The sequence below is a fragment of the Coriobacteriia bacterium genome, assembly GCA_013336165.1.
Lineage (GTDB): Bacteria > Actinomycetota > Coriobacteriia > Anaerosomatales > JAAXUF01 > JAAXUF01.
This window is the reverse complement of the sequence record JAAXUF010000002.1, coordinates 19,906-34,005: the sequence shown is the minus strand read 5'-3', so window position 1 is coordinate 34,005 and position 14,100 is coordinate 19,906. Positions and strand designations below refer to the sequence as shown.

16 protein-coding genes and 1 tRNA gene are annotated in these 14,100 nt (G+C 62.3%); 9 read left to right on the top strand and 8 right to left on the bottom strand.

Annotation, left to right across the window (positions count from 1 at the left end):
* Positions 1–14 precede the first annotated feature (14 nt).
* Together HGA39_01800 and HGA39_01795 are read right to left on the bottom strand one after the other, a co-directional pair.
* Complete coding sequence (locus tag HGA39_01800; GenBank protein ID NTW28084.1) at positions 15–953, bottom strand: FAD-dependent oxidoreductase; 939 nt, start codon at positions 951–953, stop codon at positions 15–17.
* Positions 950–2,401 (bottom strand): diguanylate cyclase, encoded by a 1,452-nt coding sequence (locus tag HGA39_01795; GenBank protein NTW28083.1) that lies wholly within the window; start codon positions 2,399–2,401, stop codon positions 950–952. Before HGA39_01795 ends, HGA39_01800 begins: the two co-directional genes overlap by 4 nt.
* A 206-nt stretch (positions 2,402–2,607) precedes the next feature.
* Here HGA39_01795 and HGA39_01790 point away from each other — a divergent pair.
* Positions 2,608–2,682 (top strand) — tRNA-Val (locus HGA39_01790).
* A gap of 221 nt (positions 2,683–2,903) precedes the next feature.
* Here HGA39_01790 and HGA39_01785 read toward each other — a convergent pair.
* Positions 2,904–3,542 (bottom strand): DUF2202 domain-containing protein, encoded by a 639-nt coding sequence (locus HGA39_01785; GenBank protein NTW28082.1) that lies wholly within the window; start codon positions 3,540–3,542, stop codon positions 2,904–2,906.
* A 631-nt stretch (positions 3,543–4,173) separates the two neighbouring features.
* On the opposite strand from HGA39_01785, the gene HGA39_01780 reads away from it, so the two are divergent.
* Positions 4,174–5,115 carry an EamA/RhaT family transporter gene (locus HGA39_01780; protein ID NTW28081.1) on the top strand — a complete coding sequence of 314 codons (942 nt, stop codon included), beginning with the start codon at positions 4,174–4,176 and terminating at the stop codon, positions 5,113–5,115.
* Between the two features lie 58 nt (positions 5,116–5,173).
* Entirely contained in the window at positions 5,174–6,250 is a 1,077-nt protein-coding gene (locus HGA39_01775; protein NTW28080.1) for a hypothetical protein, read from the top strand.
* 14 nt (positions 6,251–6,264) lie between these two features.
* Here HGA39_01775 and HGA39_01770 read toward each other — a convergent pair whose 3' ends face one another.
* Positions 6,265–6,906 carry a hypothetical protein gene (locus HGA39_01770; protein ID NTW28079.1) on the bottom strand — a complete coding sequence of 214 codons (642 nt, stop codon included), beginning with the start codon at positions 6,904–6,906 and terminating at the stop codon, positions 6,265–6,267.
* 132 nt (positions 6,907–7,038) lie between these two features.
* The gene (locus HGA39_01765; GenBank protein ID NTW28078.1) at positions 7,039–7,554 is read right to left on the bottom strand and encodes a cupredoxin domain-containing protein; all 516 of its coding nucleotides are present in this window, start codon (positions 7,552–7,554) and stop codon (positions 7,039–7,041) included.
* Positions 7,555–7,737: 183 nt separating this feature from the next.
* Between HGA39_01765 and HGA39_01760 the strand changes: the two genes are divergently transcribed.
* From HGA39_01760 to HGA39_01735, 6 genes are all read left to right on the top strand, one after another.
* Entirely contained in the window at positions 7,738–8,376 is a 639-nt protein-coding gene (locus HGA39_01760; protein ID NTW28077.1) for a hypothetical protein, read from the top strand.
* Between the two features lie 121 nt (positions 8,377–8,497).
* Entirely contained in the window at positions 8,498–8,845 is a 348-nt protein-coding gene (locus tag HGA39_01755; protein NTW28076.1) for a PadR family transcriptional regulator, read from the top strand.
* The gene (locus HGA39_01750) at positions 8,842–9,780 is read left to right on the top strand and encodes a DUF1648 domain-containing protein (GenBank protein NTW28075.1); all 939 of its coding nucleotides are present in this window, start codon (positions 8,842–8,844) and stop codon (positions 9,778–9,780) included. The genes HGA39_01755 and HGA39_01750 overlap by 4 nt, the downstream gene beginning before the upstream one ends.
* A 2-nt stretch (positions 9,781–9,782) precedes the next feature.
* Positions 9,783–10,097, top strand: a complete 315-nt coding sequence (locus tag HGA39_01745; GenBank protein ID NTW28074.1) for a PLDc_N domain-containing protein — start codon at positions 9,783–9,785, stop codon at positions 10,095–10,097.
* Positions 10,094–11,023: an ABC transporter ATP-binding protein gene (locus tag HGA39_01740; GenBank protein ID NTW28073.1), complete on the top strand. Its 930-nt coding sequence runs from the start codon at positions 10,094–10,096 to the stop codon at positions 11,021–11,023. The genes HGA39_01745 and HGA39_01740 overlap by 4 nt, the downstream gene beginning before the upstream one ends.
* Positions 11,020–11,781, top strand: coding sequence for an ABC transporter permease subunit (locus tag HGA39_01735; GenBank protein NTW28072.1), 762 nt, complete (start codon positions 11,020–11,022; stop codon positions 11,779–11,781). Before HGA39_01740 ends, HGA39_01735 begins: the two co-directional genes overlap by 4 nt.
* A gap of 33 nt (positions 11,782–11,814) precedes the next feature.
* Here HGA39_01735 and HGA39_01730 read toward each other — a convergent pair whose 3' ends face one another.
* From HGA39_01730 to HGA39_01720, 3 genes are read right to left on the bottom strand one after another with little or no spacing between them, the layout of a single operon-like run.
* Positions 11,815–12,558, bottom strand: a complete 744-nt coding sequence (locus HGA39_01730) for a metallophosphoesterase family protein (protein ID NTW28071.1) — start codon at positions 12,556–12,558, stop codon at positions 11,815–11,817.
* Between the two features lie 6 nt (positions 12,559–12,564).
* The gene (gene arsB / locus HGA39_01725) at positions 12,565–13,674 is read right to left on the bottom strand and encodes an ACR3 family arsenite efflux transporter (protein NTW28070.1); all 1,110 of its coding nucleotides are present in this window, start codon (positions 13,672–13,674) and stop codon (positions 12,565–12,567) included.
* Positions 13,647–14,000, bottom strand: a complete 354-nt coding sequence (locus HGA39_01720) for a helix-turn-helix transcriptional regulator (GenBank protein NTW28069.1) — start codon at positions 13,998–14,000, stop codon at positions 13,647–13,649. The genes arsB and HGA39_01720 overlap by 28 nt, the downstream gene beginning before the upstream one ends.
* Positions 14,001–14,100: the final 100 nt, after the last annotated feature.

The following is a 14,100-nucleotide window of genomic DNA, read 5'->3' as shown; positions in this document are numbered from 1 at the left end:
CTGTCGGCCAACAGCTACCGCCGCTTGAGGTCGCGGCTGACCGCCATGGCCGCACGCGCGCCTTCGCCGGCCGCGACGATGATCTGCTTGGCGAATCCGTTGGTCACGTCGCCGGCGGCATAGATGCCAGTGACGTTGGTCGCGTTGCTGCAGTCGACGACGATTTCGCCCTTGTCATTGGTCGCGATCATGCCGCTTGTGAAGTCGGCTGCGGGAATCGCGCCGGTCTCGATGAACACGCCCGTGACCGGAATCACTTCCTCCTCACCGGTTGCGAGGATTTTGACGCGTGCTCCGGTGACCTTGGTCTCGCCTTCGATGCCTACCAGCTTGACGCCGGTACGCACCGACAGGTTGGGATCGGCCTCGATATGAGCGAGTACGGTCTCGGGAGCCTTGATCGCCGAGGCGCCCAGCAGGATGACCGGACCCGCGCCGAGCGTGGACAGCTGCAGCGCCGCGTCCGCTGCCATCTCCTCAGAGCCGATAACGGCGACCGGCTTGCCGATGAAGAACGCCCCATCGCACGTCGCGCAATACGACACACCGGCGCCGAGCAGTTCGTTCTCGCCCGGGACGGTCACCTTGTTCCGGGCTCGGCCGGTCGCGATGATCACGGTATGTGCCCGAAACGACAAACCCTCGCGAGTGAACAGCTCGAAGATCCCGTCGCCGGGAATGAGCGCGTTGACGAGCTGGCCTTCGAAGCAGTCGACCTCAAATTGGCCCACGTGTGCTCGGAAGCGCTCCACCAGCTCCGGTCCGCTGATGAGGTTCCAGCCGATGAAGTTCTCGATCTTGTGCGCCCAGGATGCCTGGCCGCCCACCTTGCCTGCGACGATCGCGGTCGACAGCCCTGCCCGGGCGCAGTACATGCCGGCGGTCAGTCCGGCCGGTCCCGCGCCGATGATCACCACGTCGTACAGGTCTTTGGGAGTTTCGGCAATGGTCACAATGGTGATCCTTCCAGTTTCGTCTGCTCGAATTCTATCTGTTCTTGCCCATCGGAGATGCTGACCAACTCGATATCGGCTTCCGTCGGGTCGAAGCAGTAGAACCGCACGGCACCGCGTCCTGCGCCCTTGGCGTTGTACATGGCGCCGTCGGCTTGCGCGATCAGCGCATCGATGGGAAGGTCGCCTCGGCAGAGGGCCACGCCGACGCTTGCGCTCGTTTCGACTTCGCACTCGCCAATGTGAAACGGCAAATTCAATGCCTTGAGTATGTCGTAGGCGACTCTCTCAGTGTCAGTTTCCGACTTCGGCCCGTTGAGCAGTACGGCAAACTCGTCGCCGCCGAATCTGGAGACGGTGTCGGACTCGCGCACGCAGCTTTCGAGGCGACGCGCTATCTGACGCAGGAGTTGGTCGCCGACAAGGTGGCCGTAGGCATCGTTGACTGACTTGAAGTCGTCAATGTCCAGGAAGAGCACAGCCATCTTTTCGGAGGTGCGCTTCGCGAAGCGCGAGGCGATCTCAAGCCGGTCAATGAACAGAGTGCGGTTGGCTAGTCCGGTGAGCCCGTCGTAATAGGCGAGGTGATGGACCAGGCTCTCGGCGCGCTGACGTTCGGTGATATCTCTGCCGATGCTGAGGATGGCGCTCCTTCCTTCGTAGATGATGAGCCGGGAGTGCATCTCCAGAACCAGTGTGTCGCCGTTTGGCAGATGATGCTCAACCTCATAGACAACGCTTCCCTGTCCGTTCAGGTCATCTAGCATGATGTTCAAACCAGAGTCTCGCGGCTCCATGAACTCTGAGAACGTGCGCGACAACAGCTTCTCGCGCGTGAGTCCGCGCAGGCTACACGCTGCCGCATTCGCGTAGAGGATCGCTCCACTGTGGTCGTGAATGAGAATCGAGTCGCTGGCGTTGTCCAGTAAGAAAGACTCAAGTCGCAGGCGGTCTCCCACCCCTGCATACTCGGCGATGATCTCTCCGGATCCTAGGACGCCGATAACCTCGCCGGTATCATCCCTGAGCAGAGTGCGCGTCCAGACGACCGAATGTTCAACCCCCTCGGCGTCGATGATGCAGTACTCGGTATGGCTGTTGCGCTCCAACCCACCCACAAATGCCGAGAACCCAGCTCGCACGGCGTCGCGGGTTCGGGTGCTCACGAAACTGGAGAACCAGTCGAGTCCCAGGACTTCCGCTCGGCTTCTCCCGAGTGTCTCGCAGCCCTTGTTGTTGACCAGAAGAACCCTGCCATTAGTGGTCAGGCCCACAATCATGGCACCAGTGATGCTGAGCAGAGCCTCGAACTTGTCACGCTCGAGACGCAAGGCGGCCGATTTCCGGACGGACTCTCGGGTCAGCCGGCCACGGGTAAGACTCAAAGCCACGATGTTGATGCCGAATGCAACGATGATGAGCGCCGTCTGAAGCAACTCACTCTCCAATGCGATTCCCTTCCCCCTGAGCGGATTGCGGCTCCACCATCGTATCCGTGCCGATTCCGCAGAACTCTCTGCTGCATGTATCGGACATTAATTGAGTTACCTCAAGTTTCTGTGTCGGCGAATATCGCAAGCCGAATGGATAGGCTAGGCACTGAGGGTTTCAGGGGCAGAGGTTTTCAGTCCGTGCAATAATGATTTCCGCATTTGGGCGATTAACTCAGCGGGAGAGTGCTTCCTTTACACGGAAGAGGTCGGGGGTTCGAATCCCTCATCGCCCACCATGTCATGTCTCAGGACATCGTGGACAGATGTGCCAGGACAACGTGGACACATCTGATCTTCGGATGGCCTGATAGTTTCGAGTCTGAACGGCCCCGTGGGGGGCCGTTCTTTGATGTCCGGCGCTGTCGTGTAGGGGATGGCTACTGAGACCGGATCTGCGACGCATACCGTTGTCCTCGTCGGCGTCCTGGGCACCAGTGCCATTGTCCGTGGTGCCGCCCTAGAGCTGGTTGTTGAAAGCGCGAAGGTGGTTCTCTGAGCCGGCCCGCAGGTTCTTGAAGGCCGCCAACACATCGGCCTCGTCGTTACGCGCGATCCGCTCATCGAGGTCGGCGATGTCGACTTCCTCGATAGTCTTGCCGACTTCGAATGCGGCGGTCACCGAGGTCGAGCCTTTGGCCACGAGTTGGTTGTAGAGCTCCTGTAGCGCGGGATATGCGTAGACGCCGGCTGCTTCGCCCGCAGCGGGGTCCGCGACTCCGTAGCGAGAGAGGAGCGCGGCCATGGTGTCAGTGTGCTGCTGCTCGCTTGCCGCGATATTGGTGAATACAGGGGTGCCCCACTTCAGTGCGAGTACCGTGTACACATCATGCGCCAGCCGCTCTTCCTCGCGCATAAAGGCCAAGTCCGCTGCCAGTTGCGAGTCGGCGGCGCTCGCAGGGGTGGTCGTCGGCACCGGGGTGCCAACATTCGCTGCCAGTTGCGAGTCGGCGGCGGTCGAAGGGGTGGTCGCCGTCACCGAGGTGGCGACATCCACTGCGCTGCGGGTTGGAGCGCACGCGACTGCCGAAACCGTTAGCACGAGTGCGAGCGAGGCTGCCGCTATGAAGCCAGCAGTGCGATTGAGTGATCTGCGCATGCTGATAACCTCCGTAGATTGCGGGAGATTGTCTCTCCCGGTGCACTCAGCCTGAAGTAACAGGGTGAAGAGTAGGTGAACGCCGAGCGAACGACTTGTGCGCATTGAGTCCGAGAATTGTGCGGGCAGCCAGCGGGCTGAGACTCCTTCTCTTGTAGGTGTAAGAAGTGGTCTGCGCTGAAAAAGCGTGGGTTTTGTCGCCGTCTGCATAGAGAATGCAGACAGCCTTCAAGCTGGCAAAATACCTCCTAGAGTTGATAGAAACCCTCGAGACAGTCTCGCCGAAACAGTAGTCTTCAATCGTCACGTTGCATTTAGATGATGGGAAGGAGTCTAGGTCGGGTGATTCAGGGTGTTCGAAGTGCATCCCTCATCGCCCACAATTGGAAACGAAACGCCCCTGAGGGGTCTCTCCGGAGATACTCGAAGGGGCGTTTTAGCTGGTAGGACACTATATTGCCGTGGTCGAGATAGGCGTTCGAAGTTCGGAGAGAGCCGCTGGTCTTCGCGGCGAGATTGGGGCCTCGGCGACAAAGTCGAGGTCTTTCGCGTACCCTGTAGTGGGACTCCCCGCGGATCTGCGAAACGCCCGGATCGGCCGACCAAGGCTGCCGAACGAAATAGGTTGACGGTGAATCAGAACATTCCTTTGGCGATTGTGATAACGGTCATCGCATCGCTCTTCTTTGCCCTCGGCTCAACGGTCCAGAAGAACGCGGTGGGCAGACAAATCGGGGAAAACCGCCTCAAGCTGCACATGGGCATCTCAGACCTGTGGGCATTGGTGCGTGCCCCTCGCTGGCTTGCAGGGCTGGCGCTCGCTGGCGTCGGGTCTGTGCTGAACATTGTGGGCCTCGTGCTGGCGCCGGTAACCGTGGTGCAGCCGATTGGGATTCTGGCGGTTCCCTGGTCGGTTATTCTTTCCGCAAAGATCCACCGCCATACGATCCCCCGGATGAAGTGGCTGGCCGTGGCGGAGGCCCTTGTCGGGACCCTGAGCTTCACCATTTTGGCGGCAACGCACGCAACCACGCAGACGGTTCTTGACCCCTGGCGGATTCCGATCGCGTGCGCCGTCGTCTACGCGGCCGCTGAAGGGCTCGTCCGCCTCGGCGCGCGCGGCCGCGAGAAGTGGCGGTGCTTCTTCTGGGCCTCTGGAGGTGCCTTCTTCTATGGGCTGGAGTCCGCATTGGTCAGGACCTTGACCGAGTTCATACGGCGTACCGACTGGCTGCACAGTCCGCTTTTCTGGGTTATCGCAGCAGCCCTTGTGGCGGGATCGGTCAGGGGTGCCTGGATGCTTCAGCAGGGATACGCCACGGGGCCTGCCGAGGTTGTGGTGGGAGCGCTCACGGTGACGAACCCCGTGGTTGCCGTGCTGTTTGGCATAGTCGTGCTGGGAGAGGGTGCGAACATAACAGCCTGGGTGGGGTTCTGGATGACCGTCTCTGCAGCTGTTGCGATCTTCGGAGTCTTCTCCTTGTCGCACTCCCATACGGAGTCGAGGCCAATTGAGTCGCAGCAATCCGCCGACGTCGAGCCGGATGCGAGCAGCGATTCCGGACTTCGTTAGAGCGTGAACGAATAGGGAATAGCCTAGCCGACTGCAAGACTGGGCCGAAAGGGCGTCGATGTCTGTCTTCGTGTACTCAATGTTCGCTCTCGGGCTTGTCACAAGCGTGCACTGCGTTTCAATGTGCGGACCTCTGATCCTCAGCTACGCCGTGAAGGGCGATGCAGAAGGCGCATGGGGTCACAGGCTGGCACCGCACGCCGCCTATCACGTGGCCCGGTTCATCAGCTACGCCATCGTTGGACTGCTTCTCGGCGCGGTGGGCGCATTCTTCGACTTTGACAGGGTGCGCCCGTGGGCACTGTTCGCCGCCGGTGTACTGATGGTCGTGCTCGGGATCGGTCTGACGGGGAGAGTTCCATGGGCGCTTCGGCTGATGCCTGAACCGCCGAAGTTCCTGGTCAGCGCTCTGAGACGGACACGGCGCAAAGCGAAGTCCGACGCCGAGACGGGCGAAGCTTCGCTGGCGACGCCCGCCATGTTTGGCCTTCTGACCGGGCTGATGCCGTGTGGCCCGCTCGTGGGCGCGGAGCTGATGGCTGCGGCCTCAGGCAGCGCAGTGACCGGAGCGCTCGGCATGCTGGCGTTCGGGGTGGGAACCGCTCCGCTGCTTGTGGCGTTCGGCACGAGCGCGAGCCTCATCCCAAAGCGGTTTCGGGATCGCTTGAGTCTCGGGCTGGCGGTCGTCCTGATCGTCTTCGGCCTCGTGTTTTTCAACCGGGGACTCGTACTCGTGGGCTCGCCGGTGACGTTCGAAACGGCCAGGCAGGCGGTCACTCATGCGCTGAAGTCGCCTTCTCAGGAGCAGACAAACTGGTCGGTTGCGCAGGACGGTGTTGTCGAGGTGGCGATTGAGTTCGCCAGCATGGAGTTCACGCCGCGCACGGTCGAGATTCCGGCCAACCGATCCGTCCGTTTGATTGTGGATAGGCGCAACGATCCGGCTGTCGGGGCGTGCGGCGATCCCGGACCCAAGGTCAAGCAGGTCGAGGTGCCTCAGCTTCATATCCTTCAAGACATCGCGCCTTCGACACTGACCGCCGTGCCGATACCTCCCACGAAGGCCGGAACCTATGTCATGACCTGTGGTTCAGGAATGGCACAAGCCACGATCGTTGTGGTGGACGCGCAGTAGAGTCGAACAGTCGGCTAATACTGAACCACGATTCTGCCGCCAAACGTGTCCATGCCGCAGGTGAACTCGTAGGTTCCAGGAGCGAGTTTACCGAGGTCGATGACGCCGTAGCCGGTCTTCTCGAAATTGACCGTCTTACCGAGCTTCTGAAACGTCGGATTGGCCAGACACCCCGTTGCGCTACCAGTGAATACAACCCTCACCGGTAGACTGGAGATCACGTAGAAGACGTTCGGGCTGTAGTAGCCGTTCTTGATCAGGACTGAAGCTACCTGTGTGCCGCCGACGGTCGCTGTCGGCGCGGCCTGTCCGCCGCCGCCCATCATTCCGCCACCGGAGCCGCCGCCCGTGCTCGTCCCTTGCGCATCGGGAATGACAGTCACGGTGCCTACCACGATCGGTGCCGTGCCCAGACCCGCACATGCGGCGCACTCGCCGGAAGCCGACGCCGCTGACGCTGGGGCCGTGGTGACGCCGGAGGATGAGGCGGTACCCGTCGTGGAATCTGAGGTCGCCGTCTGTGTGGATGCGCCCGATGCTCCATTCGACGATTGGTCGGTGGACGATGTCTTCTTGCTGCAGGCGCCCAGAGTGATGGACAGAGCGATCAACACCACGAGGGCAATTGTGCGTCGGCGCATTGCGTGCGATTCCATGGGCGTGTTCTTTCTGGCATGTTCGGGCGGACGTTGTCGGGCTGTCGATTACATTCCCAAAGTGCGCACGGCCTATGCGGAGCACGGGCCGTGCGCACCTGTATTGCGTCTGAGAGCTGAGACCCTGTTACGCTACTGGACGATGAGCTTGCCACCCAGCATGCCCATGCCGCACGTGAACTCGTACGTGCCGGCCGCAAGCGTTCCAATCTCGAGAGTCGCAGTTCCGGTCTCTCTGAAGTCGGCCTGCTTGTTCAGGCTCGTGAACTTGGGCTTGCCGAGGCAGCCGGCGACCTTGCCTGTGAAGACGATCTTGACTGGTGAGCCCGCTTTGACGGTGAACTGGTTCGGATAGTAGTAGCCGTCCTTGACGCCGATCTCAATGACTTGCGTGCCGCCGGTGTCCTTGACCGTCCCCACCACCATGGTGGGCATCACCTTGGTGGTGCACGCGGCGCACGTCTGCGTTGCGACAGACGTCGCTGCGCTCGGGCTATTACTGACGGTTGTCTGCGTGCCGGCGGAGGTTTGCGTGGATTGCGCGTCCGCACTCTTGCTGTTAGTGCATCCGCCGAGTGCCAGCGCAGCCATCAAGAGAGCGCCGCACGCCGCCAGCATTCCGACCCGCCTCCAATTGACCCGTGCCATGTTGGTTCCTCACTTTCCCATCTGCACCCCCGCTGGGGCCTCTTCCGGCATTCGTTGAGGCTGTAACGAACCTCGTGTATCTCTGTACCAAAGTAGGGGGAGGATCTAACGTGTTGGCGCAAATTCGTGCAGTGCGGTATCGTCGGGTGCGTATCGACGCGGCTCAACTCGAGGGGGTTGTGCATGAGCGAGTACACACAATCATCTGAGGCGACAATGCTCAGGCTCTCTCGCTACCACTGTTTTCTCGGCGGGCTGTTGGGCGCGCGTCCTTCTCGGCCGGTCACATCGCGGGAGATCGCAGAGGAACTCGGACTCTCCGAGGAGACCGTGCGCCACGATTTGAGGAACGTGCCGATCGAAGGACGTCCCGGGTCGGGTTTCGCGCTGGAGCCTCTGTACGAGGCGCTCCAGGAGTTTCTGGAGCTCTCGGCGGCGCATCCCTTTGTCATCGTCGGCAATGCCGATATCCTTCGCGGACTTGCGATCACGTTTCCGGCGCGGGACTTTGGAATGCGTCCCGTCGCCTACTTCTCCGAGAGGGCCGAGGATGTGGGCGCGGAGATCGCCGGCGTCACAGTGGAGGCGCTTGCCGATGCGTCTGTCCGGGTGCAGGAGTTGGGGGTGTCGCTCGCGCTCATCGCATGTGCGCCCGACGCGGTCGACGCGGCTCTCGATGTTCTGGCCGAGGCGGGCATCAGGGGGGCAGTCATGCTGACTCCGGTGTTGCGACCGCGCCATCCGGAAGGCATGAGCGTCACCTACTTCCGCATCCCATGCACACTGAAATCGCTCGCATCGAGCGACCCGGTGGCCAGCTAACGCACACGTCGGAAGTGTTCCAGCTCTTCTTCTTGCCATGCTCTCTAGTATGTATTACCATCTACCGTGCAATACAAGGAAGCTTGTCTGACAAGCGTCGAAGCACAGAGTGGAGCACGTGATGTCTGCAGGTGGTGAGGCGGTGTTTTCCCAGTTTCGCAAAGGTGTGGTTGAACTCGCCATTCTCGCACTGCTGCATGGCGGCGAGGCGTACGGCGCCGAGATCGTTGATCGCCTCGGCGAGCATCCGGGGTTGGCGATCAGCGCCGGGACGGTCTATCCGCTGCTGTCGCGGCTGAAGAAAGCGGGACTCGTCACTTCGGTATGGCGTGAGTCGCCGTTAGGACCGCCGAGGAAGTACTACCGGTTGTCGACTGAGGGCGAGAGGGAGTTCGGAGCGATGGCGAAAGCGTGGGAAGGCGTGACGGGTGCAATGGACAGTCTGCTCGGCAAGGAGGCCGTCCGATGACCGCGTCTGAAATCCGTCAGCCCGATACCATCACCGCCAAGGCCGCCGAGCAGATCGACGCCTACTTCGCGCGCTTCAAGGATGCGCTTCTTGCGGCTGGCGTTTCGGGAGCCGAGGAAGCCATCTCAGACCTACGGGATCACGTGTCCGAACAGCTCGGTGGTGCCGACACGCCGGAGGAGATCGCACGCGTGCTCGCAAAGCTCGGCACGCCGGAGGCGCTGGCCGCCGAATATGCGGAGGCGCAGCAGCTCGCTGAGGCTGGCGCCGGTGGGCTTTCGGGGCGAGTTCTCGGCATGCCGTATGACGTTCGTGTTCCCAACGCGGAGCGCCTGGCCCAGCGGTGGTGGGATCCCCTTGATCGGCGGGTCCTTGTGCCGAGAATCTTCGGCTTGGGGTGGACCGTGAACTTTGGCGCGCTAGCGGTTCTGACTGGCATCGTGCGTCCTGACGACGAGGAAGTTCCCTTCGGTGCCGTGCCGTCGCGATTAGTCTCGGCGACACTCGTCCTTCCGCTGGCGATTGTCGCAGCGTTCGCGGTGCTCGTCGCCGTGAGCTGGCCGAGTCTGCCGGCGCTGGTGCCGTCGCATTGGGGCGTTTCGGGTGTTGATGACTACCAAGGCCGCGGCCAGGCGGTTGTCTTCCTGTCTCTGATGGCGGGCGTTCCGTTGGCGTTCGCCTTCCGGACGCACCTGCGCCGCCGGTCGCCGCTGAACCGGGTTGTTGCCTCCGCGTTCAGCTCGGTGTTCGCAATCTTGGCGCTTTCGGTGTTCGCGCAGACGCTCTTTGCGCTCTCCGGCGGCGCAGGGACGTGGCTCATCTGGGTCGGTATTGCGTGCTCGGTGCTGGTGCCGTTTGCGCTGTTTGTGGTCATGTCACGGATCGGCCGCGCTGCGGAACAGCGCCGTGACCTGTCGAAGGGACGTGTGAGATGAACATGGATCTGTCTGCCATTCCTACCGGGGTGCTTGTGGCCGTCGGCGTGCTGATCCTCGTCGAGATCGTGCTGGATGTGATCTCGCTGGTCGACCTCTATCGGCGGCCCGTAGCGCAGGTGGTCTTCGGCAACAAGTGGATCTGGGTTGCCATCATTCTGCTGGTGAACACCATCGGCGCCATCATCTACCTAGTGGCCGGACGCAAACCCGCCGCCGTCTCCGAGGGATTGGTGCCCCCCGCTCCAACTTCGGTCCGCGCCGAGAACGTCGCCGACGCGCTCTACGGCACACGCAAGGATGCTGACACCCAATGAGCGCGGCGATCGAGATAACAGGACTCACCAAGGTTTACGGCCAGAAGCGCGCGCTCGATAGCGTGGATCTGGCCGTTGAGGAAGGCTCGATCTTCGGGTTTCTCGGCCCGAACGGCGCGGGCAAGACCACGACACTTCGCATCCTGACCGGCCTCGCGCAAGCTACGAACGGCTCGGTGCGCATCCTCGGCCAAGACGTGATGCAGGTCGGTAACGCCATCCGTGCCGAGATCGGCTTTCTGCCCGACGTGCCCGGCTTCTACGAGTGGATGACCGCAACGGAGTTCCTGCGCTTCGCCGGTGGCCTCTTCGGGATCGAAGCGCGAGTCCTCGACGAGCGTGTGGGGGTGCTGGTTGATCTCGCCGGTCTTACCGGAGTCAGGACCAAGATCGGCGGCTACTCGCGCGGAATGAAGCAGCGCCTCGGTGTGGCCCAAGCGCTCGTGAACGCGCCCAGGCTGCTGCTGCTCGACGAGCCGACGAGCGCGCTTGACCCGATGGGCCGCAAGGACGTCCTCGACATGCTCTCATCGCTGCGTGGGCGCACGACGGTATTCTTCTCGACGCACATCCTCGCCGATGTCGAGCGCGTGTGCGACACGGTCGCGATCCTGGATCGCGGACGGGTGGTAGTCCAGGCGCCCATCGATGAACTCAAGGAACGCTATGGCGAGCAGAAGGTCGTGATCGAGGTCACCGCCGAGGCCGGCTGGCTTGCCGAGGAGATCCGGCGGCGGGAGTGGGCGAGCGCGGTTGCGCACAACGCGAACGGCACCATTGAGATCACCGTGAAGGACGTGGTGGCCGCACGGATGGAGATACCGGCCATGGTCTCGGCGAAAGGGATCGGGCTTGTCCGCATGGAAGCGGGAGAAATGGGACTTGAAGAGGTCTTCGTGGAGCTTGTGGGAGGTGGACAGCGATGAGCGGGTTTGCGGTGTTCGCGCGCAAGGAGGCACGCGAGATCCTGCGCACGTGGCGGATCTGGGTGCTCCCGGGCATCATGCTGTTCTTTGCGCTGTCAGGTCCCGTGCTCGCCCGGTTCACTCCTGAGATCGTGGGGTCGCTTGCCGGCGATCAGCTGGGAGGCTTCGTGATTCCACCGCCAACATACTTCGACGCATACGGGCAGTGGATTAAGAATCTGTCGCAGATCGCGCTGTTCGCGCTCATCATCATCTACGGCGGCATCGTCTCGTCGGAGAGCAAGAGCGGCACGGCGGTGCTCGTGCTGACCAAACCGGTTTCGCGTTCGGCGTTTGTGATCGCGAAGGCGGCGGTGCACTCGGCGTTCCTCTCTGTGCTGCTGGTCGTTGGCACGCTTCTGACCTGGGGCGTCACGCGGATGGTCTTCAGCGAGGCGCCGGGACGCGCGCTGTGGTCTTCGGCGATGCTGTGGCTGGTGTTCGGCGTCCTCTTCATCGCGATCATGACGCTGCTCTCGGTGCTCATCAATTCGGCTGCGGGCGCGGCCGGCGCAGGGCTGGGCGTGTATGCGCTGGTATCGATCGCGGCGATCTGGAAGCCGCTTGGCAAGTACTCGCCGGCGGCGCTCACCACCCAGCCGTCGACGCTGGCCTCCGGCGGGCACGTGGACGCGCTGTGGCCGGTGGTGACGGCGCTCGTGCTCGCTGTGGCGCTGGTGGCGCTGGCGACACTCGCGTTTCGCCGGAAGGAGTTGTAGAAGCCGAGCCGCGAGCGCAAGCAGATCGCCTTCTCACCCGCCGAGAAGGGCGGCAGCGATCCTTTCAGGCAGGCCCGCGGATCTGATCGCGCTTGCGACCGCGCCGACGTCGTAGCTCACACGGTGCGTGAGGGTTGCGACAGGCTCCTCGGACTCATCGTCGCCCAGCAGCAGCTCGACCCAGGTCGCTCGCGCGTCGCCATCCTTGGGCTTGCCGACGGAGCCGCAGCTCACATAGTCCACCCGCCGACCTTCTGCTGCAATGAGCACACGGTGGTAGGGGATGTGCACGTGGCCGACGCAGACGACGTCGGCTTCGGCCTCATCGGCGAGGCGTGCAAGGAACGTGTCGGTGCGGTCGGGCAGCAGATACTCGTTGATCTTGCGCGGGCTGCCGTGCACAAGCAGGATTCGCAGGCCCGCGTGCCCGAGGCGGATCTGCGCGGGCAGCTGCGCGAGCCAGTCGTGGTCGGAGTCTGAGAGCGCGGCGTCGGTGAAGGCGTACGACGCCTCCCCATCGGCGATCGCCGCAGGGGTTGCGTAGTAGCAGCCGCAGCTTCCGCGCCGGTTGCCAACGCCATCGTCGTAGTTGCCGGCGATGGTGGGAATCGCGAGGCTTCGCACTCGCTCGATGACTCCCGCCGGATTCGGCCCGTAGCCGACAAGGTCGCCGAGGCAGTACATCTCCGGGAGCTCCGCCGCCGCGATGTCGCCGAGAACCGCATCAAGCGCCGCAAGGTTGCCGTGCACGTCGGAAAAGAGGGCGATCCGTCTCATCGTGACTCAGCGATCCTCAAGCGCGCATGCCGCGCCAGCCTCGCCGAGCAGATCGGCCTCGGCGGGATTGGCCCCAGGAAACCAGCGTTTGCCCAGCGCGAACGCGGCGTTGACCAGCAGGATGAGCGCCGGCACTTCCACCAGCGGTCCGATCACTGCGGCGAACGCTTGCCCTGAGTTCAGGCCGAAGACCGCGACTGCCACCGCGATCGCAAGCTCGAAGTTGTTGCCGGTCGCCGTGAACGCAAGCGCCGTGTCTTTGGCGTACGTCGTGCCCATCTTGCGGCCCAGCCAGAAGGTCACAATGAACATGATCGCGAAGTAGATAAGCAGCGGGATAGCGATGCGAACCACGTCAAGCGGGATCTGCAGGATCAGGCCGCCCTTCAGCGAGAACATCACGATGATGGTGAAGAGCAGCGCGACGAGCGTGATCGGCGAGATCCTCGGCACGAAGACGGTCTCGTACCACGTGCGGCCCTTCGTGCGCAGCAACACGAGCCGAGTCAGCGCACCCGCGATAAATGGGATGCCGAGGTATATGAAGACGCTTTGCGCGATCTGCCCGATCGTGACGTTGACCACAACACCCTGCAGTCCGAAATATGGCGGCAGGACCGTAATGAAGAGCCATGCCATCGGCGCGTAGAAGATCACCTGGAAGATCGCGTTGAGCGCAACGAGGCCGGCTGCGTACTCGCAATCGCCCTTCGCGAGGTCATTCCAGACGATGACCATTGCGATGCAGCGAGCCAGTCCGATCAGGATCAGGCCGGTCATGTAGGCCGGCTGGTCGCGCAGGAACGTGACCGCAAGGATGAACATGAGAATGGGGCCGACGATCCAGTTCAGGAACAGCGAGAGCCCCAGTACCTTCTTGTCGCGGAAGACGTCGGAAAGCTCCTCGTACTTCACCTTCGCGAGTGGCGGATACATCATGAGGATTAAGCCGATGGCGATGGGAATGTTGGTGGTCCCCACGGAGAGAGAGTTCACGAATGCAGGGATTCCGGGCATGAGCGCACCGGCTCCGACGCCGACCGCCATCGCGAGGAAGATCCACAGCGTGAGATAGCGGTCGAGGAAACTCAGGCGCTTTGCAACGGATTGGGGCATCGGTCTTCCTTCCCTGTCATGGCCTTCAACTCATTCAGCAGCTCGCACATGGCATCCGGAACCAGCCGGTAGTACACCCACAGGCCACGCTTGCGCGAGGTTACGAGCCCGGCTCCGATGAGCGTCTTCATGTGGTGAGAGACCGTCGGTGCGCCCAAGTCGAGCGTCTCGGCGAAGACGCAGGCACATACCTCATCGGCCGAACAGCAGCGCTCGTCGTCCGCACCGGTTGCGAGCAGACGCAGGATCTCGCGGCGAGGTTTGGAGGCGAGTGCACGGAAGACGAGGTCGGTGTGGTCGATGGTCTCGGCGGGTTGGTTGGGCATTTGTGCTCCCACTGTTGACAAGTTCGATGTCCTTCGAAGTATGATAGCAGACGATCTAGTTCGAAGTATATCGAAGGGTCGAACTTTCGAGAGGAACTTC

What these genes read in the sequence shown, in the direction of transcription:
- HGA39_01770 (NTW28079.1), bottom strand. Translation starts at nt 6,906, where the DNA reads ATGGAATCGCACGCAATGCGCCGACGCACAATTGCCCTCGTGGTGTTG.
- HGA39_01740 (NTW28073.1), top strand. Translation starts at nt 10,094, where the DNA reads ATGAGCGCGGCGATCGAGATAACAGGACTCACCAAGGTTTACGGCCAG.
- HGA39_01775 (NTW28080.1), top strand. Translation starts at nt 5,174, where the DNA reads ATGTCTGTCTTCGTGTACTCAATGTTCGCTCTCGGGCTTGTCACAAGC.
- HGA39_01785 (NTW28082.1), bottom strand. Translation starts at nt 3,542, where the DNA reads ATGCGCAGATCACTCAATCGCACTGCTGGCTTCATAGCGGCAGCCTCG.
- HGA39_01750 (NTW28075.1), top strand. Translation starts at nt 8,842, where the DNA reads ATGACCGCGTCTGAAATCCGTCAGCCCGATACCATCACCGCCAAGGCC.
- HGA39_01735 (NTW28072.1), top strand. Translation starts at nt 11,020, where the DNA reads ATGAGCGGGTTTGCGGTGTTCGCGCGCAAGGAGGCACGCGAGATCCTG.
- HGA39_01745 (NTW28074.1), top strand. Translation starts at nt 9,783, where the DNA reads ATGGATCTGTCTGCCATTCCTACCGGGGTGCTTGTGGCCGTCGGCGTG.
- HGA39_01760 (NTW28077.1), top strand. Translation starts at nt 7,738, where the DNA reads ATGAGCGAGTACACACAATCATCTGAGGCGACAATGCTCAGGCTCTCT.
- HGA39_01720 (NTW28069.1), bottom strand. Translation starts at nt 14,000, where the DNA reads ATGCCCAACCAACCCGCCGAGACCATCGACCACACCGACCTCGTCTTC.
- HGA39_01730 (NTW28071.1), bottom strand. Translation starts at nt 12,558, where the DNA reads ATGAGACGGATCGCCCTCTTTTCCGACGTGCACGGCAACCTTGCGGCG.
- arsB (NTW28070.1), bottom strand. Translation starts at nt 13,674, where the DNA reads ATGCCCCAATCCGTTGCAAAGCGCCTGAGTTTCCTCGACCGCTATCTC.
- HGA39_01765 (NTW28078.1), bottom strand. Translation starts at nt 7,554, where the DNA reads ATGGCACGGGTCAATTGGAGGCGGGTCGGAATGCTGGCGGCGTGCGGC.
- HGA39_01755 (NTW28076.1), top strand. Translation starts at nt 8,498, where the DNA reads ATGTCTGCAGGTGGTGAGGCGGTGTTTTCCCAGTTTCGCAAAGGTGTG.